Here is a 21,048-nt window from a genome sequence, read left to right on the forward strand (position 1 = left end):
GTGAAGATGAATAACAACAGCCTAAGCGTTGAAGAAATACTCGAGAGTAAGCGGCTGCTTAATCGTAAAAAGCGCTTATTGTTGTTGTTTACCCTGCCGCTGTTGGTGTTTATCTTCATCACCTTTATTTCACCGATTGCCACCATGTTGTACCGCAGCGTTTACCACCCTACGGTTAGCCAACTGATACCACTGAGTTTAGCGGAGCTAAAAAACTGGGATGAAGCGGGCGATGCTCTTCCGCCATCAGCAGCTTTGCAGCAATTTGCGATTGAGTTACAAGATTTATCCAAACAGCGGCTCTCTGGTAAATTAGCCGAAGAGGTAAACCGACTTAAACCCGGCAGCTCTAGCTTGATTAAATCAAGCGCGCGAAAGCTAAAGAAAAAAACCTTAGAAGAGTTACAAGAAAATGGCGATAGCGTATTACTGAGTTACTCAAAAAAATGGCATAACATTGACCTATGGCGCGCAGTTAAACGGGCTGGTCAGCCATTCACCGATAGCTATTACCTCACTACTTTCGATTTAAAACGTAATCCCGCAGGAGAGATTGAGCAACGCGATACCCAAATTTACTTAAAGCTTTATTGGAAAAGCTTAAAGATAGCCATTTACATCACCTTGTTAACCGCGCTACTAGCCTATCCATTGGCTTATTACCTGGCCACTGCCCCCAGCAAAATAGCTAACCGGCTGATGGTACTGGTACTGCTGCCATTTTGGACCTCGCTGTTGGTGCGAACCACCTCATGGATTGCCATTTTACAAACTAATGGCGTGCTCAACTCAAGCTTACAGTCGCTGGGCTTGATTGATGAGCCCTTTGAGCTGCTATATACCCAAGCGGCCACCATTATAGCTATGACCCATATTTTGCTGCCCTTCATGATTTTGCCGCTATATAGCGTGATGAAAAATATTGACCCCAGCTACTTACGTGCAGCCTTGTCGTTAGGCGCGAGACCCATACCAGCCTTTATAAAAATTTACCTGCCAATGACCGTACCGGGAGTTAGCGCAGGCGCCTTGCTGGTATTTATTATTTCCATTGGTTATTACATTACCCCAGCCATTGTAGGGGGTACCGATGGGCAGATGATTTCTAACATTATTGCCTTCCACATGCAGTCGTCGAACAACTGGGAGTTAGCCGCAGCCTTGGGCTCCTTATTGCTGGCACTGATTATTGCCTTGTATTGGATCTACGACCGCCTAGTGGGCGTGAATAACATTAAGTTGGGCTAAGCATGAAAAGCTATCCGAAGTACTTCACCTTTTGGCACATTCTGGCTCACTACGGCTTACGTTTTTGTTCTTTACTGGTACTGGCATTTTTGATGCTGCCTATCTTAGTGATTATTCCTCTGTCGTTTAATGTAGAACCCTTTTTCAGCTTTACCGAAGGCATGCTGGCCCTAGAGCCCGAAGCTTATTCGCTCAAGTGGTACGCCGAAATCTGGCATGATGACAAGTGGTTATTAGCGATTAAGAACAGCTTCATCATCGGTATTTTTGCCACCCTTATTGCCACTGTATTAGGCACCTTAGCCGCGATTGGTTTAAGCAACCCCGCCATGCCTTGGCAAAAGTTGTGGATGGCGATTTTGCTCTCGCCAATGATTGTGCCGCTGATTATTACCGCAGCAGGTATGTATTTCTTTTATAGCCAACTCAATTTGGCGGGCTCTTATCTGGGGGTGATTCTTGCTCACGCAGCACTCGGTACACCTTTTGTGTTAATCACCGTAAATGCCGCGTTGTCGGGCTTTGACTATTCTTTGGTGAATGCTTCGTTAGGCTTGGGAGCACGCCCTACCATGACATTTTTCAAGGTGATCATGCCGCTCATTCGTCCAGGTGTTATCTCTGGTGCTTTATTTGCCTTTATTACTTCTTTTGATGAAGTGGTGGTGGTGCTCTTTTTAGCCGGCCCGGAACAGAGAACAATTCCTCGACAAATGTTCTCTGGCTTACGTGAGCAAATTAATCCCACCATACTCGCGGTAGCGACCTTACTCATTATCATTTCCGCTATGTTGCTATTTACCATTGAGTATCTACGCGCCCGTAGCGAGCGAATTCAAAGTGGCGAGCTCGATAGCTGATTACCACTGTAATTCAACCGCTTACCATCACTAACTAAAAGCACTTAGCTAAATTGATCAATAACAAAAATATCATCAGTATTTTCTAAACTCACTCCTCAAAATCCTTATTTCAGCACTATGCTTGGCAAGCAAATGCTTGGATACCCACTTTGATAGCTAAAAACTATCATAAAAATAGATTCAATCGCTTTTACTTATTGCACGTAAAAATCGATACTAGCTACATCAAACGGAAACAACTTATTAAAACTTTTGGAGAACATTATGTTAGAGAATCGCGAAGGCCAAACCATTCCAAGTGTCACTTTCCATACTCGTCAAAACGATGCATGGGTAGACATTACTACCGAGCAACTATTTAAAGACAAAACCGTTGTAGTACTTGCCTTACCAGGTGCATTTACTCCAACCTGTTCATCAACTCACTTACCACGCTACAACGAGCTAGCCGGTGTATTAAAAGAAAATGGCGTTGATGAGATTGTTTGTTTAAGCGTAAACGATACCTTTGTAATGAATGCTTGGTTAGCCGACCAAGAAGCTGAAAACATCACTGTAGTGCCAGACGGCAATGGTGAATTCAGCGAAGGCATGGGCATGTTAGTAGACAAAGCTGACCTAGGCTTTGGCAAGCGCAGCTGGCGCTACTCAATGTTGGTGAAAAATGGTGTTATCGAAAAAATGTTCATTGAAGCTGACGTAGCGGGCGACCCGTTTGAAGTATCAGACGCAGATACCATGCTCAACTACATTAATGCCGATGCCAAGAAACCTGCAGCCATTAGCATTATTACTAAACCAGGCTGCCCATTCTGTGCAAAAGCCAAAGACTTACTTAAAGCCAAAGGTTTATCTTTTGAAGAAGTAGTATTAGGCACCGACGCCACCAGCGTAAGCCTAAAAGCACTAAGCGGTCGCAGCACTGTTCCACAAATATTTGTAGACGGTAAGCACATTGGCGGCAGTGACGACTTAGAAGCTTACTTAGCGTAAGCAATAAAAACTCAGGCGAGTCGGTCTACTCGCCTGTACTTTCCCATTCGCTGGTATTTTTAAAGGTAGTAACCATGTCTAATATACGCGCTAAAAAAACTGTAGATGTTGCTGTGATCGGTGGCGGAACTGCTGGCCTTGCAGCTTATCGAGCCGCTAAAGAGCATACTGATTCAGTATTAATGATTGAGGCTGGTCCTTACGGCACTACCTGTGCGCGAGTGGGCTGTATGCCGAGTAAACTACTGATCGCCGCGGCTGAAAATGCGCATCAATATGAAAAGTCAGCCCAATTTGGGGTAAACCTTGGTAAACCGCAAATTGATGGACATGCGGTAATGCAACGCGTAAAAGCCGAACGCGATCGCTTTGTAGGATTTGTATTAGAGTCGGTGGAAGGCATTGACCCTGAGCACAAACTAGATGGTTATGCCGACTTTATAGACCAGCACCACCTAAATGTGAGTCACTCAGATGGCGGCTCCACGATTGTAGAAGCTAAACGCATCGTTATCGCCAGTGGTTCTCGCCCATCATTCCCCGCACCCTGGGCTGAATTAGGTGATCGTTTGTTAGTTAACGACGACATTTTTGAGTGGGACAGCCTACCAGAATCAGTAGCAGTATTTGGCCCAGGTGTTATTGGACTAGAACTTGGCCAAGCCTTACATCGCTTGGGAGTAAAAGTGCTAATGTTTGGCGTTGGCGGTGCGGTAGGCCCACTAACAGATCCAACCTTAACCGACTACGCCAATACCACTTATAGCGAAGAGTTTTACTTAGATTCTGATGCCAAGGTAGAGCTCATTGAACGCAGCGAACAGGGCGCAAAGCTTCGCTATATTGATAAGCAAGGCGACACTGTTGAAACCGAAGTAGATTACTTAGTTGCTGCAACTGGTCGCAAACCTAATACCGATAAGCTTGGTTTAGACAAACTCGATATTCAACTGGATCAACGAGGTGTACCGGTAGCCGACCACTACACCTTGCAAACCTCACTCAGCAATATTTTTATTGCCGGTGATGCCAGCAACCAAATTCCTTTGTTACACGAAGCCGCAGACCAAGGCAAAATTGCTGGCGATAATGCCGGCAGAGGCAACGACATACGAGCAGGCCTGCGCCGTAGCTCTATTGCTGCGGTATTTAGTGACCCTCAAATTGCGATGGTTGGCGAGAGCTACCGCGATATTGAAAAGCGCCTAGGTAACTGTGGCTGTTTTGAAGTAGGCGCTGTGAGCTTTGAAAACCAAGGGCGTAGCCGCGTGATGTTAGTTAATAAAGGTATCGCTCACCTTTATGGCGAACAAGGTACCGGACGCTTCTTAGGTGCCGAAATCATTGGCCCTAACGCTGAACACTTAGCTCACTTATTAGCTTGGGCGCATCAGGCAAAAATGACCGTATCACAAATGTTAGATATGCCATTTTATCACCCGGTGATTGAAGAAGGAGTGCGCACCGCACTACGTGACTTAAACGCTAAGCTGCACCTTGGCCCAGAAATGATTGATGCTTGTATGGAGTGTGGAGTAGGTAGCTAATCCAATTCATCTAACAAGTACATTGCCCCTTTTACTTAAGCAACAGGGGCTTTTTTATATCTAGTGATACAAAAATCAATAAAAATGGTAGCATCAGCAACTATTGATAACAGCACTTATCATTAGCGGCGCTTTCCTCTATGCTAATGACAGTTTTGTGGGTACAAGGATGGTCGATACAAACGCTTATGTCTTTTCCTAGATGTTTACTTACGCTAGTTATAGCGGCACTTGTGGCCTTTGCGCCATCGCTATCTGCTGCTCCTTTCAGTGCTAGTTCGCAACAGATCTATTATGCAGAAGACCAGCAAGTATTGCCGCATCGTTACAGCGATATTCCGCTTTGGTTAAACAAACTAAACAAAGCAGAGCGGGTAAGCCTCACCGGTGGGAGCTACTGGTTAGTTAAAAAATTGAATATTACAGAGCCCAATCAATGGATCACCAATGTAGAGGGACCAGTAATAGAAAACATCGACTATTACTTGTATTCAGAAGGTAATCAAATTCGCCACCTGAGCAGTGGTTATTTGCATTCCTACGACTACCTATTCAGCTATGCGCGACACATAGATACGCCCACTTTAGGCGGTTATTGGCTGATTACTCGTATCTCCAGCCAGTACTATACCGACCAGCCGCAACTGAGTTTTGGCCTAAAATCTGAAATGACCCAGCTTTATCATTGGCGAGCCAGTGTTATTACTCTCTGTTTAGGGGCCCTGCTCATTCTAGCTATTTACAATGGGGCGGTAGGTTTAGTGCAACAAGATAGGGTGTTTGCTTATTTCAGCACTTATTTGTTTTCAATTACCTTATCGTTGGGGTTTATCTTTCATGTTGGGGTACACCTCTTTCACATCAAACTACTCAGCATCCACCTGTTACCCATTTTAGCGATTCCGGTATTTAGCGTGTTGTTCTATAGCCGATTTCTCAACTTAGAAAAGTACGCTCCACGACTATGGCATGCCAGCCGCTATATTGTGGGGCTGAGTATTATTGCCGTCCCCATTGCTGCCATTTGGGTTAATTATGCGGTGGTGCTGATTTATAGCGTAGTTGTGTTATGGATCTCGTTAGCCTTAGCCAGCGCGCTGCAGTGCTGGCGCCAGGGTTCAAAACAAGCTCAAATGTTTATTCTATCGACGTTATTGCTGCTGATTCCAGCCATGCTACTCACTATGTCTATGGTGCCAAAAAATAGCACAACCCTATTGGCTGCTGATCTCTCGGTAATTATTAGCTGCGTACTTAGCACCCTGTTTATGTCTTTAGCTTTACACTACAAGTTTAAACGGCTCACTTTAGAATCGTTGCTGGTCACTCAACAGCTCAATCAAGAACGTGATGCCGCGCGCCTCGATGCACTCACCAATCTAAAAAACCGCTACGCATTTAATGAGTACGTAAACAATATTGAATTTACCGACAGCCAATCTACATGCTTAGCCTTAGTCGATATCGATTACTTAAAAAGTATTAATGATCAATCTGGCCACCAAGAAGGTGACAAGCTGATTAAACTGGTGGCGGAAGCGCTGAGCATGGTGCTAACAGAAAAAGTGCAGTTATTCCGTATCGGCGGAGACGAATTTGCCGCCTTTTCTATACATTTAAACCGCAGCGACATGGACGAAAAACTCGCCATTGCCGATAAAATAGTCCAGCTCAATGGCTCAGCGCATAGTGGGATCAGCTTTGGTTGTGCCACAACTGACGAATGCCAAGACCCTGAGCAACTGTTTTATCGCGCCGACATGACCATGTATCAGCAGAAAGCGCAACGCAAACGAAAGACCAAACCGCTAGCCATTCAAGAGTCGCTGTAAACTCGCAACGTACTGAGCAAACTTAGCTTGATATTGATTGCGATTTCCGCCGATAAAGTACGCTACACTGGATCTTCTACGACCCTATTCTTGGAGCCATCATGCTAATTTCTCCGCAGCTAAGCGGTAACGTAGCGCGTAATTGCCATCCCCCTGGATGTAAAGCCTATCTTCAGCAGCAAGCCGATTATATTCAGCAACAAGCGCCTTTTAATGGCGCCAAAAAAGTACTGATATTGGGTGCGTCTTCTGGCTTTGGTTTAGCCTCAAGACTTGCCCTCGCTGTTGGCGGAGGTGCTGACACCATTGGGGTATCTTTTGAACGCGGCCCTAGTGAAAAAGGCGTGGGTAGCGCCGGTTGGTACAACAATATCTACTGCAGAGAATTAGCCGAGCAACGAGGTTTAATAGCCAAAAACTTTGTAGGCGATGCGTTTAACCCAGCCATGCGTGAGCAAGTCATTGCCTACATCAAAAATCAGTTTGGTGGCAAAGTGGACTTAGTGATTTATAGCCTTGCCACCGGCAAGCGAAAAACGGCGTCAGGAGTGTGGCAATCGGTACTCAAAACAACCGACAAAGCGATGCATGGTTACAGCATCAATTTGGAAACAGAACAACTAGAAGCGCAATCCGTTGAGGTAGCCAATACCGAAGAAGTAGAAGCCACTACCAAAGTCATGGGTGGCGATGAATGGCGAAACTGGATAGATGCCTTACAGCAAGCAGACGTGCTAGCCGAAGCGTGCAATACCATAGCCTACTCCTACGTTGGGCCAGAGCGCACTGCAGCAATATATCGTGACGGTACCATCGGCCGCGCAAAACAGCACCTGCACGCCACCGCACAAGAGTTAGACACTCAACTCAACAAGCAGCTCAATGGCCATGCCTACGCTTGTGTTTGTAAAGCCTTAGTCACCAAAGCCAGTGTATATATCCCGGTGATGTCACCTTACATCGCCTTGCTCTACCAAGTGATGAAAGAGCTCGGTATTCATGAAGAATGTATTGAGCAAGCTTACCGCTTGTTTAGCCAACACCTATACCCTGAAGATGGCCAAGTACGCCTTGATAGCCTTAAGCAAATCCGCATCGATGATCTAGAGCTCAGCACTCAAGTTCAGCAACAAATCGATCAACGTTATAACGCGATAAGCCCAGCTAATTTTAAACAACTCACTGATTTTAGTGGGTACAAAGCTGCCTTTATGCGCCTGAATGGCTTTGCTGTAGAGGGTATTAACTACCAACAAAGTGTTGATATGAGTGAATTAGAAAAACTACAGCCATGATAACTATTACTCGCATAGACGCAGAGCAAACCTTAGACATTCGTCAGCAGGTACTTTGGCCAGATCATGACCAAGCATTTTGCCGTGTGGCCGAAGATGCCACTGGCCAACATTACGGTGGCTGGCTGGACGGAAAACTCATCATGGTGGCATCTTTATTTGTAGAAAATAAGCATATTCGCTTGCGTAAATTTGCGTGTTTAGCTGAACATCAAAGCAAGGGCTTTGGCAGCCATATGTTGCTACATTTAGTTGCACTACAGCAATCCACCATGCTGGAACTATTTTGGTTTGACGCTCGCTGCAGCGCGATTAGCTTTTATCAAGGTTTGGGTTTCAGCGTGACCAGTGAGGTATTTGATAAACACGGTGTAGACTACGTGAAAATGTCGAAACCACTGCGCTAAGTAATTTTTCACAAAAAAAAGGAGAAGCAATCGCTTCTCCAGTTTTTCTGTCGGTCAACAAAGGTCAGATCTTATTTCTTTCGATACCGCTCCAATCCTTGGCGCGATAAAAATAGAGTAATGATAGCGTTTTCTTGATGCAAGTATTTTCCTTTTCAATCACAAGAAACTAGATCGAGCTCACTTAAAGTCAACCGATACGTGATCCAGATCAAGGAATTGAGCTGTAAGCTCATAGCTTGAACTTAAGCTGCTGTTTTTGCTCATTTATATCAACCAACCATCTGTAAGGGCGATATCGCTATAAGCGCAGGTTAGCGAAAAAATATTGAGAGATATCAATAGATAATGGATTTATTGTGCAACCAAGAGCCGCCAAATACAGTTTTTAAATGATTTTAGCTAACACTAGGGTCTGTTGATCTTTGGTGTTGAAATTTTGTTCGAGATAAGCGGGCTTTAATCGCGGCGAGCACTTAGAAGCCTAGTGGGCTAAGCAAGAAGTGCTTAACAAAGAGTAAAGTTCGCTTATCCGAACCCTTCGGGCAGCATTTCTTAGCCATTTATTCTGCGTTAGCGAGTGATTATTAAGCCCACTTAACTGCACACTCACTGCCTTGCCTAAATGGCTAAGAAATTGCTGCAAAAACCATCAGCAAAGATCAACAGCCCCTAGTTGATTGAATAAATATCAAAGCGGTGAGTTTTGGTTTCAAGATGATTCTGTGCCGCTTTACCGGCTAAAGGCTCGGCGTAATTAGGCCGTTTTACGATTACACGTTTAGTAGCTGCAGCAAAGGCTTGCTCAAGTAATAGATCTGCATCAACATCGGCACCCACCAAGTGTTGAAAGATACGCATTTCTTTTTTCACTTGCGCCGATTTTTTGCGGTGTGGATACATGGGATCTAAATACACTACATCAGCCTGTAACTGATGCTGGGGTAAATCGCTAATACTACTAGCGTGAATTAGGCTCATTCGTTCACTCACCCATTCACCAATCGTCGAGTCAGCTTCTGCACGGCGCAAACCGTCGGCTAACAAAGCAGCTACCCACGGAGAACGCTCAAGCATGGTGACTTGGCAGCCTAGGTTAGCCAACACAAAGGCGTCACGGCCTAAACCAGCGGTTCCATCAATTACACTAGGGCGTTGACCCTTCTTAACACCTACGGCCTTGCTAACGGCTTCTGCGCCGCCATATTGACGACGATGAGCAGCCCTGCCGGCAAGAAAGTCCACAGAGATATCTCCCAACTTGGCCTCATCGCACCAGCGTAAACGCAAGCTATCTTCATCAAGTATCAAGCAAAAACCACTAGCAGGTAGTTGCGTACACAGCTGCAACGCAAAACGCTGCACTAAACTCGCGGCATATTCTGGCTTAGCGCTGTCTTCACAAAATAAACGTGGTTGCTGGTTACTCAATCGAGCTCTCCAAGAAAAAATAAGGTGGCTAGTTTATCTAGTCGCGGCTAGTTAAGCACTAACATCTCGATAGGTACTGGCTTACCAAAATGGTAGCCCTGAGCATAATCGACACCAATTTCCGACAGAATTTGATTAATCCCATCGTTCTCAACAAACTCGGCAATGGTTTTCTTACCCATAACATGCGCCATTTGATTGATGCTTTTTACAATTGCCGCATCCATGTGGTCATTCTCTAAATCACGAATGAAGATGCCATCAATTTTCAGGTAATCAATCGGCAGGTTTTTAAGATAACCAAACGACGATAGCCCAGAACCAAAATCATCCAGAGCAATTTTACAGCCCAATTGCCTTACTTTGTTAAAGAACTCGGTAGCAATATCTAAATTGGCAATCGCTACGGTTTCAGTGGTTTCGAAACACAATTTGTTCATTGGCAACGCACTGTTTTCTAGCGTATTTAGCAGCCATTCAACGAATTCGGCACTACCTAAAGATTGCCCAGACAGGTTCATTGAACACATGTTTAATCGGGTAAGGTGGCCAGGATTTTCGGCTAACCATTGCAGGCTTTTAGCAATAACGACTTTATCAATTTGGTCAGCCAAATTGTAATTTTCAGCGGCTGGTAAAAAGGCCCCAGGCGGTACAATTCGACCCGCTTCGTCAATCATTCGCAATAGCACTTCATAATGCAGATAATCATCATCAATAGCGGTAACCGGCACTATCGCTTGCGCGTATAACAAGAAGCGTTCTTCGCGCAGCGCTTGTTGAATACGAGTGACCCATTCCATTTGGCCTTGCCGCTCGAGCAGCATTTGGTCATCCATTTGGTACAAATAAACCCGATTTCGACCAAGAGATTTTGCCGTGAAACAGGCATTGTCGGCTTGTGCAATCAGCTCTTGAGCTGAACCTTGTTGCTGCTGAAACAAGGTTAAGCCAATGCTACAACCAAAACTAAACATCCGCTCATCACGCACATAATGACTATCGTTAAGTCTGTCGATAACCCGATTAGCAAAATCTAAACTGTCTTGCTGCGAACAAGCCTCTAATAAGATGGCAAACTCGTCGCTTCCCAAACGGGCAACAATGGCTGAGCGTGGCAATAGCTGCTCTAAGACTCCGGCAACCTGTTTAAGCGCTTGGTCACCCGAGCCATGACCAAAGGTATCGTTGATAACTTTGAACTGGGCTAAATCAATGAACAACAAAGCGTGCAGTTGGTTATCTTGGCTTGATCCTAACAGTAGCTCTAAACGCCGCTCAAAAAAGCCACGGTTGTATATACCGGTGAGCAAATCAAAGTTTGCATGAAAGTCCAACTCTTCGGCTAGGCTGCGAGTAGCGGTAACGTCTTCACATACCAACATAAATACATCTTCTTCAGCCATTCTCACAAACGACTCTTTAAACCAAAGTTGCTGGTTTTTACTATTGCGATAAGCAATTTGGCGAGTAACTTTGTGCTTGCCCACAGTGTCTAGGTATTCCAACAAAGTCGTTTGCTGCTCTGCCTCACCGTATAAACTGCGTAATTGCGACAGTTCTAGTTGCTTACGGGGATAACCCAAATGCTTAGCCGCCACTTTGTTACAACAAACAATCACCCCCAAGCGATTCACCAACATTAACAAGGCTGGGCTTTGTTCAAACAGTAATCGGTAATGGGTTTCGCTTTGCTTAAGTTGACGATGTTGCTGCTGAATCAGTGCAAGGTTTCTCATTTCCAGTACCACTTGCTCAACCCGATTGCTTTGGTCGAGCTGCGGGCTCATAGCAAAATCATACAGAATACTGTGTTTGCCTTGATCAAACTCGGCTTGAAAATGCACCGCGTCGCCACTCAAACTTTTAGCAATACCTTCTCGCAACTGCTGCTTAAGCGCCGACTGATGTTCCCAAATGTGGCTATCGAGCAATGAATTTCCAATAATAAAACCCGCGCGGTCACCCAATAAATCCATTAGTGCTTGATTGATTAACAAGACATGGCCGTTCTCGTCCAACAGCGCGCAGGCTTGCTCGGTTTTACTAAATACCGACGATAACTGCTTTTTCTGCTGCACCAAATGTGCTCTAGCGCGGCCGTAAGCCCGCCACAAAGCAAACAACAGTAGCCCAGCGAACAAGCTCAGCCCTGTCATCATCAAACTCGTTTGGTAGCGCTGCGACCACGATTGGTAGGCCTGCTGATTTAAATACTCACTTCCTGTGGCCAAATTAGCCCGAGACACCTTCCAGCGGTTTAGTTGAGTACTATCAAACAAATAGGTTTGCGGACCGCGCGTATTAATCGCAACATCACGTACGTCGGTACCAAGCAATACTTTTAACACCATATTACCAATCGCTTCGCCTAAAGGTTTAGGCTGGGTAACAAATCCACCGACCGCACCATTACCCACCGCATACTCCCAAAGGCTGTACATGGGCGCGCGCGATACCATAGATAAAGACTGAACCCGTTGCTCGGTTAACTGAGTTTTCCCGGTTGGCGCTTGTTGTAAAACCCCCAATAAAATCGCCTCATTGGCACTAAGTAACGACGTTTTAGCTTTTACTTCTTCGTAATCTTGCTCTTGCCAAAGGGTATAGGGAATAGCTAGCTGATCGGCCAATTGAATAAATTCTTTGCGAATATGTTCACTGCCAGGCTGGTCATCAATCAATAAGTGAACGGCTTCTAAATCGGGGATTAATTGACGAATAAGTAACAGGTTTTCGCGAATAGCGAGTTGCTCATGAATACCAGTAATTCGCCGTTCTCGCGGCCCCATATAGGCAGACAAGTCAGCGCCAGCAGCCACAATGGGGGCTTGCAAGATGCCCTCATCTTGCAAAGCGAGAGCAATATTAAGCGCTTGCTCACCTACGCTCACCACTAAATCAAACTGGTAATAGAGAATAATTTCATTCAGTAAATCAAACTGGGCTAAGCGGTAACTGGGGTCTTGATTAGGAGAAGGTTCAATACGGTGGTTAAACATCCATACCGAACGGTCGCCAACTTGCTGGCGCAAACCTAAGTCAAAACTGGCATCCCATTGCATACCCGCCTGGTAAGAATTGAGCATGAGGACTCGAGCAGTGCGGGCTTCAGCAGAACAAACCAAACAAAGTAACAGCAAGCCAAGCAAACCCAAATAGCTGAACTTTGAGTTGATGAGTGAAGAGCCGCTTGTTAAACACTTACCCACAGAAATAAACCGCCACCTTTGTCACCAACTATCCGTTTTTACTCATATTTTCAGAGCTTGAACCTACTACTAGGCGGAACCAAGCCTCTTCTGTAGAATATGCTATCAAACTACAGCAAGGTTTATCATATTTATGAATATTTTGATGGCTCTATCACAACTCGAAGTGACCGGAGCCGAAGTCTACGCCACTCAAGTTGGCGATCGGCTAACTCAGCGAGGACATCAAGTATTTTACGTCTCTGATACCTTAAGTTGCCCCCATCAAGGACAACACTTTAGATTACGTTTCAATAAACGCAGCTTACCCCGCAGAGTATGGCACGTATTCTACCTTATCTATCTAATTCTTAGATATAAAATTCAACTGGTCCATGCACATAGCCGTGCTTCTGGGTGGTCTTCTTATATCGCCTGTAAGTTAACTAACACGCCAATGGTTACCAGTGTGCATGGTCGCCAACCAGTGCACCGTTCACGCAAAAAGTTTCACGCCCTCGGTTATCATGCTGTCGCAGTATGTGAAAACATCGCTCAGCAAATTATTCGTGACTTAGGCGTGCCTAGCGAACAAGTCAGTGTGGTTCGCAATGGCGTTGATAGCCAACAATTTTCTCCGCTCCCAGCTGCCAATAACGATAAACCCATTATTCAAATCATCGGGCGATTAACCGGTCCCAAAGGCGAGCTTGTTTATCAATTGCTTAAACAATGCATTGATTTAGATGCCAACCAAGTACAAGTGATTAGCGGTAGTAAAGTGGAGCCACGCTTTGCTGAGTTTGAAAACAAAGTAGAGTTTTGTGGATACAGCGACAACATTCGCTCGACAATTAGCCAAGCTGATTTGGTCATAGGTGCCGGGCGTGTCGCAATGGAAGCGCTGTTGTGCCAAAAGCCTGTGTTTGCAGTGGGCGAAGCTAAAGCATTAGGATTTATCACCTTGGGTAATTTACCCGCAGCGCTAGCCAGCAATTTTGGTGATGTAGCCGATGACGGTAAAACTGAGCTGGATATCGACTATCAGCAACTTGCAAAGCAACTCTTAGATTTGCCGCAAAACACCGCCGTAAGTGAGCAATTAGTTACAGCTATAAAAGCTGAGTACGACCTTGATGAAGTATCTAAAAAGCTCTTAGATATTTATCAAAGCGCTTACGTTTATACCAAACAGCGCGAAGTACCCATCATTATGTATCACCGGGTGATTGACGATCCAACGCAACATGGCGCTTATGGGACTTATGTTACGGTGCAGCGATTAGAAGAGCATTTTCAAACCATTAAGTGGATGGGGCTAACCCCCATTACTTTTAGCGAGTTAGCAAAAGTAGGGCTTGAGCATCGCTTTAACCACGGTAAACGCTATATCATTCTTACCTTTGATGATGGCTACCAAGATAATTACGATTTGTTGCTGCCCTTGCTCAAAAAATATCAGTTTAAAGCAGTGATTTATGCCGTGAGTGGTACCGATCATAACCAATGGGATGTAAGCCACCCTACAAAACCTGACCAACGGTTTGAGCTAATGAACCCCGAGACTATGCGCAAGATAGACCAAAGTGGTTATGTGGAAATAGGCGGGCATACAGTGACTCATCCAAAGTTAGCAGAATTAAGTGAAGCCGAGCAACAACGAGAAATAGAGCAAAACAAAGCGGAACTAGAAGAGTTGTTGGGGCGCAAGCTAAACACCTTTGCCTACCCATACGGCAATCATAATCAACTAACCAAAAAACAGGCAAAGCAAGCAGGCTATACTTACACAGTGGCTACTGATTCTGGCCCAGTAGGCATGCACCAAGATTTACAACAAATACGACGGATTGTGATGTTCCCAAGCACGACCAAATTTGGCTTGTGGCGAAAAATTAAAGGAAACTACACCTACAAAAAAAATATAAAAGCGGATAGCTAAATATGCAAAACTTTCCCGTTATTACGGTCTACATTACAAGTTATAATCGCCCAGCAATGTTGGCACGAGCTATCGAATCCGTTATAAGCCAAGGTTTTGAAGATTGGGAGCTGATAATCATTGATGATGCCTCAAATAAAGACGTAGTTTCTATTTTAGACAAATATGCAGCGATAGAATCCCGAATAAATTACCTCAGAAATGATAAACAATCTGGTGCTAACTTTAATCGAAATTTAGCTATTAGTAAGGCTCAGGGAAAGTTTATTACCGGCTTAGACGATGATGATTATTTCAAACCGAATCGTTTACAGTTTTTTATTGATAACTACGACTCAAAGTACGCTTTTATTTGTGACAACAGAGATGTTTTAGAAAAGGATGGAAGCACTTCGCAATCCTATAAAAATCGCGAGCAAAAGGTCTCACTGGCTCAAATTATGAAAGCTAATGTTTGTGGCAATCAAGTCTTTGCTGAGACGGCTCGATTAAGAGGAGTCGGTGGTTTTGATTTAAATATCAAAAAATTTCAAGACCATGATACTTGGATCAGCCTAATTGCCAAATATGGCGATGCATATCGCTTCAATGAATGCAGTTATGTTGTTGATGTTCGCCACGAACAGCAACGAATATCTAGTTCCGAGAATACTTATGATGCAACGCTAGCTCTATATCAAAAGCATAAACATTTATATTCCTCTTATTCTGAAAGCGAAACACGTCTTAAGATTATGAACTTTAAAGGGCATCAAAGCTTAAAATTGAAAGCCAAAGATTTTCTTTTCTTTCCTTTACAATCGCTTAAAGCATTCAAAAAAACAACATTGACACGATCACAATGAAACCTGACCATCGACTAGCCATACTGATTAGCGGGCCGCTGCGTTATATTGACAGAGTTATTTGCTCACTTGAAGCCTCTGATATACCAGTACCTTTCGATTTTTTTATTCATGTGTGGAAGGAAGATACATCAAACAAAAAAAGAACCGATGAAACTAACCTAAGCAAAGTCTTTCAATTATCTCAAAAATGTCAAACACTCATCATTGACAGTGCTCCTGAGAACAAAGACATAAAAGAGCGATACGGTGAATGGACCGACACGCATTCAACTGTAGGTGCTATGTTTGGTATGTTTAGCGCGATTAATAAACTAATTCATTGCGTAGATAACGATCCTAGCGGAAGCAAATATACTCATGTGCTCCGGATGCGAACGGATATAAGTTTGCTACAGCCAAACTTTTTCAAAGGCATTAATTGGGCTTCAAATAAAATTTACTTAAGTGATAACAAAGTAGTTCAGCCCGCATGGATATCAGACCACATTATGCTTGCTAGGGTGGATGACTTTAAGTCTATATGGAAATTTGATGGCTTTAAGCACTTCGAGAAGAATTTTTCTTTGAAAGCAAGAAATCCAGAATTTTTTCTTAAATTCCGTGTTAGAAAATCACAAGTAATCAAACAATGGGTTCGCTATGAAGATTACCATGTCGTGTATAACCCACCTAAAGATACCGATCCAGAAATCTTAAACAATATACAAATTCAAGGTGGTCTAGATAGTATCTTTAATCTCAAATTAACTGCCGAGCAAAAAAAAGAAATCAAGATTCATAACGATAAACTCGCTAGCCACTATATTGGCTATTATAAAACCAAGTATTTGATTAAACGATTTTTTAAAAGACTTAGAAATAAACAAAAAGCAGTCTAGGTAAGGTAAAATGAAAAAGCTGATTGTAGATTTAGATGGCACGATTACCCAAGCGAACACTAGTGATTATAAAGTAGTATTACCGCGTCTAGATGTAATAGAGAAGTTAATCCATTACAAAGCTAAAGGCTTCTGTATTGTTATTTCAACAGCTCGCAATATGCGGACGTACGAAGGGAACGTTGGCAAAATAAATATCCATACATTACCAACTATCACAGAGTGGTTAGATAGACACAATGTCCCATATGATGAAATTCTGATAGGTAAACCTTGGTGCGGCCACGAAGGCTTTTACATCGATGACAAGTCTATTAGACCTTCTGAATTTACTAGTCTTTCAAGCCAAGAAATAACAGAATTATTAGATAAGGAAAAAGTATGTTCCTTATAATGTCAGCTGCCTATGTAGGACAAGAGTTACAATCTGAATTTGGAAAGCTTCCCCCAGTTTTTTGCCTTTAGCAAATAGGCGATTATTCCAACAACAAATCAGTTTAGCTCCAAAAGATGTGGCTATCTTCTTATCTGTTCCCGAGTCATATAGAATAATGAAAACGGATGTTAGCTGGTTGCAGGCAAATAACGTATCAATAATCTATACACCAGAAGGCATCAGTTTAGGTGCATCTCTAGTAGCTGCTTTAAACCTATCAGAACATAATTTAGATACTTCCCTACATATCTTATTTGGCGACACGCTTTTATCTGAACTCCCCTTAGGTGAGAACATAGTTTGTGTCTCTGATGTAAAAGAAAGTTACGATTGGGCAATAGTAACCACTGATGAGTCTCATTGGTTAAAAACCAGTGAGCAAGAAATAAAAAGCGACGCTCACAATGTAGTTAATGGTTATTTTAATTTCAGTAAACCTCGCCAATTAATCAGAGCTATGACTCAATGTAATTGGCAGTTTCTTGAAGGGCTCAACAACTACCGTGACCAAGTAGGGCTAACGACAATCTACTCCGAGCATTGGTTAGATTTTGGACATGTAAATAGTTACTATCGCTCTAAAGCTAATTTCACAACTCAACGGGCGTTCAATGAACTGATAATTACATCAGAGTGGGTTGAGAAGGCATCGTCGAACAATAAAAAGATTTCTGCTGAAGCAAATTGGTTTAATAAACTACCTTTTTCGCTACGTGGCTTTATTCCTCAATATTTGGGCTCTCAGCAGAAGCACGGCCGCATATCTTATCGTTTAGAGTACTTACACTTAACAGCGTTAAATGAGCTATACGTATTTGGAGACCTAGCGCTAAGTAATTGGGAGCAAATTTTAAGTGGATGCGTTAACTTTTTGAAGTCTTGCCAACAAGAAAAGGCACCGAGCACCGTATCAGTCAATTTATTACCTGAACTGTTGGAACAAAAAACTTACCATCGACTTGAAAAATACTGCATAAGCAAAAGCATCTCGTTGACTGATAAATGGCAATACAATAACGAGAAACCAATCTCCATTGAAGCGATGTTAAATGACTGCGCTAAACACCTTCCTAATATTACTTCAAGGGATGGTCTAACCATTCTTCACGGCGACTTCTGCTTTAGTAATGTGCTTTATGACTTTAGAGCAAATAAAATCAAAACAATTGACCCAAGAGGCATGACCAGTGCTGGCGAACCAACTCTTTTTGGGGATATTCGTTATGATATAGCGAAGCTAAGCCATTCAGTTATTGGGATGTACGATTGGCTTATTGCTGGATATTATGAAGTAGAAACAACAAACTTTAATATACACTTTCACATCGAAGAAAGCCCGCAACTCAAAGAAATTCAACAATTTTTTATAAACCTCGTAGAACGAGAGTTCTCCATTTCTGCTGTGAGTTTGTTGGCAATGCAAGTGCATTTATTTTTTTCGATGCTTCCATTGCATAATGACGATAACGTTCGCCAGCAAGCGTTATTTGCAAATGCTATTAGATTATACTTCACAATGAAGAGGTTTGAAGAATGATAGTAATTCCCATGGCAGGTCTTAGCTCTCGATTCTATAAGTCAGGCTACAGTATTCCAAAGTACATGCTAGAAGCTCAGGGGAAAACGCTATTTGCGCACTCAGTAGGAAGCTTTAGAAAATACTTTAATAATACCCCATTTTTGTTCATTGTCCGTGACACCTTAAACTCATGTGATTTCATCACTCAGCAAGCGTCTGCAATGGGAATAATTAACTACTCCATAGTAACTTTAGACCAAGAAACTCGAGGACAGGCAGAGACCGTGACTTTGGGGCTCATAGATTGGGATAATAAGCGTTCTGATGCTATCGACTCCCCTATAACAATTTTTAATATAGACACTTTTAGACCCGATTTCGTATTTCCAAACCTAGAAGAGTTAGATGATGGTTATTTAGAAGTCTTTCGCGGTAGTGGAGAAAACTGGTCGTTTGTTAAACCGTTAAATAATTCCTCGACAGAAGTTATAGAAACAGCCGAAAAGAGACAGATCTCAGACTTATGTTGTACTGGGCTTTATCACTTTAAATCATTTAAAGCTTATCTTGAGGTATATTTCGAGTATGCGGCCAAACCTAAAAGTGAATGGGAGAAAGGAGAGATATACGTAGCGCCTCTTTATAATCTGTTACTAAAAAGAGGGGGGAAAATACACTACGACTTAATAGGCCGGGAACAAGTTATTTTTTGTGGTGTACCAGAAGAATACATCGCATTTAAAGGCGATCGGCAACTATAAGTTCAAATTTGAATCACTAGATAGCAACTAATGATTTTTTTCATATTAACCATATGCGACATTGCCCTTAGCCTATTATATAATGACTATACTGAAATTAATCTTTTCACTGCAATTTTAAACGCTTAAAGCAATCTATATAGGAAAATGTAATCCATGGGCTATTGTTGGAATGATGATGGTGTATATATCAGCAAAAAAGCGAAAACAATACTTCCCAGCTTCCACCCTGATTCTGTCAAGCGTATAACTATCATTCGTCAAGCCGCGTTAGGAGACATGATAGTTACTCGCCCTTTTATTTTAGAAACTCGTAAGTTTTTTCCTAACGCTCATATCACTTTAAGTATTACCACAGACTCTCAGCTCGGTGCGCCAATAGACTTAGCAGATAGCGTGCACATTGTGCCGGGTAAAGATCAGCGTCACGGCCCCTTAAAAGAACGCTTTAAGCAACTAAATGCTCTGCCTGAGCAAGATATTATCTTTGATTTAGTCTGCACCAATCGCTCAAGTTACATAACCTTGCTCACAAAAGCTAAGTTGAAAGTAAGCTACCCACATCGCGATCTGCAAGCTCGCATGCTTTATGATATTTGCCTGAAGCGCAGTTCTTTTTCCTGTGAGGCTGAGGTAATGCTGCAAATGTTGATGTTTTTTGGTCATCAACCTAGCTTACCTTTAGATTTTCAATTACCTGATAACCGCCAGGTAAGGGATACGCACACACCCTACGTGAGTTTTTTTACGGGCTCTGCAGCTCCCAGCAAATGCTACCCTCTAGACCAATACAAGCAGGTAATCGAGCAACTGGCTAAGAGTTATCCACAACTAGACTTTGTATTACTTGAAGGCACTAAGCCCGAAGAAACACAGCAGGGTTGGGAAGCGGTTATTACTAACAATACCAATGTGCGAGTACAGCCACTATTATCAATAGATGGCGTTACTGAGCATTTGGCTAAGGCTTCTTTAGTCATCTCAAATGACACAGGGATCCGCAACGTAGCCATCGCAACCCATACCCCTACCTTAGGTATTTTTATTGGTACAGTGCCTTATCGTTACCTCCCGACTTACGAAGCCCACTATATCGTATACAACCCAGATAAGAGTATCGCATCGGTAGACAAAGTGTTTAATAAAGCAATTCAAGCTATTACCGAACTAAAGTTACTTGCAGAAAGTGAAGAGTAATATGAGTAGCTACCTGAATCTGAAAAAGAAGCAACTACGACGCTGGTATTTTGAAAAAAGGGTTCGTAAACAAGCGGGTTCCATTAAAGGCAGTATTTGGTGCAATAAAAAAGTTAAAGTCACCGGTAATACTCACTTAGGTGACAACGTTAACTTTGATGGTGCCCATTTATCCGGTGAAGGGAAAATTACCATAGGCGATAATTTTCATTCAGCTATTGGATTAGAAATTACCTCTTCTTGGCATAATTACCAAGGGCAAGAGCTACCGTTTGACTCTAGCTGGATCCACAAAGAAGTCACCATAGGTAATAATGTTTGGATTGGCGAAAACGTGCTGATTTTAGGTGGTGCCAACATAGGTGATGGCGCAGTAATTCAAGCCCGAAGTGTTGTTACTGGTTCAATCCCAGCCTTAGCCATCGCTGGCGGGCATCCTGCAAAAGTATTCAGTTACCGTGATAAAGAACACTACGAACAACTCGCTAGCCAAAAAGCGTGGCATAGTTATTCGTGGAACAAGTACATGACCTAAAGGTATTCAATGACTCCTCTCAATTATATTTTTTTAGCAACCGGACCAAGGCTGGCTTATCACACTCAGTTAGCGTTTTCTTTAGCGACTCTGCTGGCGAACACACCTAAAGATCGCGACTTTAA

General features: G+C 43.1%; 17 protein-coding genes. 15 read left to right on the forward strand and 2 right to left on the reverse strand.

What is annotated here, in order from left to right; all coding sequences use genetic code 11:
- Window positions 1-6 precede the first annotated feature (6 nt).
- The 7 genes from ACLD71_RS04810 (at window position 7) to ACLD71_RS04840 (ending at window position 8,185) form a co-directional block, all read left to right on the forward strand.
- On the forward strand, window positions 7-1,248 hold the full coding sequence (locus ACLD71_RS04810; protein ID WP_411993301.1) for an ABC transporter permease: 1,242 nt from the start codon (window positions 7-9) through the stop codon (window positions 1,246-1,248).
- Window positions 1,249-1,250: 2 nt separating this feature from the next.
- Window positions 1,251-2,108 (forward strand): ABC transporter permease, encoded by an 858-nt coding sequence (locus ACLD71_RS04815; protein ID WP_137674428.1) that lies wholly within the window; start codon window positions 1,251-1,253, stop codon window positions 2,106-2,108.
- A gap of 267 nt (window positions 2,109-2,375) precedes the next feature.
- Window positions 2,376-3,104 (forward strand): glutathione peroxidase, encoded by a 729-nt coding sequence (locus ACLD71_RS04820; RefSeq protein ID WP_411993303.1) that lies wholly within the window; start codon window positions 2,376-2,378, stop codon window positions 3,102-3,104.
- A 74-nt stretch (window positions 3,105-3,178) separates the two neighbouring features.
- Window positions 3,179-4,651: a dihydrolipoyl dehydrogenase gene (locus tag ACLD71_RS04825; RefSeq protein ID WP_411993305.1), complete on the forward strand. Its 1,473-nt coding sequence runs from the start codon at window positions 3,179-3,181 to the stop codon at window positions 4,649-4,651.
- A 188-nt stretch (window positions 4,652-4,839) separates the two neighbouring features.
- Window positions 4,840-6,483 carry a diguanylate cyclase domain-containing protein gene (locus tag ACLD71_RS04830; RefSeq protein WP_411993307.1) on the forward strand — a complete coding sequence of 548 codons (1,644 nt, stop codon included), beginning with the start codon at window positions 4,840-4,842 and terminating at the stop codon, window positions 6,481-6,483.
- Between the two features lie 101 nt (window positions 6,484-6,584).
- The gene (gene fabV / locus ACLD71_RS04835; RefSeq protein WP_411993309.1) at window positions 6,585-7,778 is read left to right on the forward strand and encodes an enoyl-ACP reductase FabV; all 1,194 of its coding nucleotides are present in this window, start codon (window positions 6,585-6,587) and stop codon (window positions 7,776-7,778) included.
- Window positions 7,775-8,185 carry a GNAT family N-acetyltransferase gene (locus ACLD71_RS04840; protein WP_137674423.1) on the forward strand — a complete coding sequence of 137 codons (411 nt, stop codon included), beginning with the start codon at window positions 7,775-7,777 and terminating at the stop codon, window positions 8,183-8,185. Before fabV ends, ACLD71_RS04840 begins: the two co-directional genes overlap by 4 nt.
- Before the next feature lie 672 nt (window positions 8,186-8,857).
- Here the strand turns inward: ACLD71_RS04840 and ACLD71_RS04845 are convergent.
- Window positions 8,858-9,550 (reverse strand): class I SAM-dependent methyltransferase, encoded by a 693-nt coding sequence (locus ACLD71_RS04845; protein WP_411994827.1) that lies wholly within the window; start codon window positions 9,548-9,550, stop codon window positions 8,858-8,860.
- A gap of 113 nt (window positions 9,551-9,663) precedes the next feature.
- Entirely contained in the window at window positions 9,664-12,705 is a 3,042-nt protein-coding gene (locus tag ACLD71_RS04850; protein ID WP_411993310.1) for an ABC transporter substrate binding protein, read from the reverse strand.
- A 256-nt stretch (window positions 12,706-12,961) separates the two neighbouring features.
- On the opposite strand from ACLD71_RS04850, the gene ACLD71_RS04855 reads away from it, so the two are divergent.
- The 8 genes from ACLD71_RS04855 (at window position 12,962) to ACLD71_RS04890 (ending at window position 20,923) form a co-directional block, all read left to right on the forward strand.
- The gene (locus ACLD71_RS04855) at window positions 12,962-14,749 is read left to right on the forward strand and encodes a polysaccharide deacetylase family protein (protein WP_411993311.1); all 1,788 of its coding nucleotides are present in this window, start codon (window positions 12,962-12,964) and stop codon (window positions 14,747-14,749) included.
- Between the two features lie 2 nt (window positions 14,750-14,751).
- Complete coding sequence (locus ACLD71_RS04860) at window positions 14,752-15,594, forward strand: glycosyltransferase (protein WP_411993312.1); 843 nt, start codon at window positions 14,752-14,754, stop codon at window positions 15,592-15,594.
- The gene (locus ACLD71_RS04865) at window positions 15,591-16,475 is read left to right on the forward strand and encodes a hypothetical protein (RefSeq protein ID WP_411993313.1); all 885 of its coding nucleotides are present in this window, start codon (window positions 15,591-15,593) and stop codon (window positions 16,473-16,475) included. The genes ACLD71_RS04860 and ACLD71_RS04865 overlap by 4 nt, the downstream gene beginning before the upstream one ends.
- 10 nt (window positions 16,476-16,485) lie before the next feature.
- Window positions 16,486-16,869 (forward strand): capsular biosynthesis protein, encoded by a 384-nt coding sequence (locus ACLD71_RS04870; RefSeq protein ID WP_411993314.1) that lies wholly within the window; start codon window positions 16,486-16,488, stop codon window positions 16,867-16,869.
- 157 nt (window positions 16,870-17,026) lie between these two features.
- Complete coding sequence (locus tag ACLD71_RS04875) at window positions 17,027-18,448, forward strand: capsular biosynthesis protein (protein ID WP_411993315.1); 1,422 nt, start codon at window positions 17,027-17,029, stop codon at window positions 18,446-18,448.
- A complete protein-coding gene (locus ACLD71_RS04880) occupies window positions 18,445-19,191 on the forward strand; it encodes a glycosyltransferase family 2 protein (RefSeq protein WP_411993316.1) in 747 nt (248 codons plus the stop codon). Before ACLD71_RS04875 ends, ACLD71_RS04880 begins: the two co-directional genes overlap by 4 nt.
- Window positions 19,192-19,470: 279 nt before the next feature.
- A complete protein-coding gene (locus ACLD71_RS04885; RefSeq protein ID WP_303552593.1) occupies window positions 19,471-20,388 on the forward strand; it encodes a glycosyltransferase family 9 protein in 918 nt (305 codons plus the stop codon).
- Window position 20,389: 1 nt separating this feature from the next.
- The gene (locus ACLD71_RS04890; protein WP_411993317.1) at window positions 20,390-20,923 is read left to right on the forward strand and encodes an acyltransferase; all 534 of its coding nucleotides are present in this window, start codon (window positions 20,390-20,392) and stop codon (window positions 20,921-20,923) included.
- The last annotated feature ends 125 nt before the right edge of the window (window positions 20,924-21,048 follow it).

Origin of the sequence: Agarivorans sp. DSG3-1 (assembly GCF_046774965.1) — a bacterium.
Taxonomy (GTDB): domain Bacteria; phylum Pseudomonadota; class Gammaproteobacteria; order Enterobacterales; family Celerinatantimonadaceae; genus Agarivorans.

Bases quoted from the DNA above. Each gene is read 5' to 3' on its own strand.
- ACLD71_RS04860 (WP_411993312.1), top strand. From the start codon at position 14,752: ATGCAAAACTTTCCCGTTATTACGGTCTACATTACAAGTTATAATCGC.
- ACLD71_RS04820 (WP_411993303.1), top strand. From the start codon at position 2,376: ATGTTAGAGAATCGCGAAGGCCAAACCATTCCAAGTGTCACTTTCCAT.
- ACLD71_RS04875 (WP_411993315.1), top strand. From the start codon at position 17,027: ATGAAAACGGATGTTAGCTGGTTGCAGGCAAATAACGTATCAATAATC.
- ACLD71_RS04880 (WP_411993316.1), top strand. From the start codon at position 18,445: ATGATAGTAATTCCCATGGCAGGTCTTAGCTCTCGATTCTATAAGTCA.
- ACLD71_RS04840 (WP_137674423.1), top strand. From the start codon at position 7,775: ATGATAACTATTACTCGCATAGACGCAGAGCAAACCTTAGACATTCGT.
- ACLD71_RS04825 (WP_411993305.1), top strand. From the start codon at position 3,179: ATGTCTAATATACGCGCTAAAAAAACTGTAGATGTTGCTGTGATCGGT.
- ACLD71_RS04815 (WP_137674428.1), top strand. From the start codon at position 1,251: ATGAAAAGCTATCCGAAGTACTTCACCTTTTGGCACATTCTGGCTCAC.
- ACLD71_RS04890 (WP_411993317.1), top strand. From the start codon at position 20,390: ATGAGTAGCTACCTGAATCTGAAAAAGAAGCAACTACGACGCTGGTAT.
- ACLD71_RS04865 (WP_411993313.1), top strand. From the start codon at position 15,591: ATGAAACCTGACCATCGACTAGCCATACTGATTAGCGGGCCGCTGCGT.
- ACLD71_RS04830 (WP_411993307.1), top strand. From the start codon at position 4,840: ATGTCTTTTCCTAGATGTTTACTTACGCTAGTTATAGCGGCACTTGTG.
- ACLD71_RS04870 (WP_411993314.1), top strand. From the start codon at position 16,486: ATGAAAAAGCTGATTGTAGATTTAGATGGCACGATTACCCAAGCGAAC.
- ACLD71_RS04855 (WP_411993311.1), top strand. From the start codon at position 12,962: ATGAATATTTTGATGGCTCTATCACAACTCGAAGTGACCGGAGCCGAA.
- ACLD71_RS04810 (WP_411993301.1), top strand. From the start codon at position 7: ATGAATAACAACAGCCTAAGCGTTGAAGAAATACTCGAGAGTAAGCGG.
- ACLD71_RS04850 (WP_411993310.1), bottom strand. From the start codon at position 12,705: ATGCTCAATTCTTACCAGGCGGGTATGCAATGGGATGCCAGTTTTGAC.
- fabV (WP_411993309.1), top strand. From the start codon at position 6,585: ATGCTAATTTCTCCGCAGCTAAGCGGTAACGTAGCGCGTAATTGCCAT.
- ACLD71_RS04885 (WP_303552593.1), top strand. From the start codon at position 19,471: ATGATAGTTACTCGCCCTTTTATTTTAGAAACTCGTAAGTTTTTTCCT.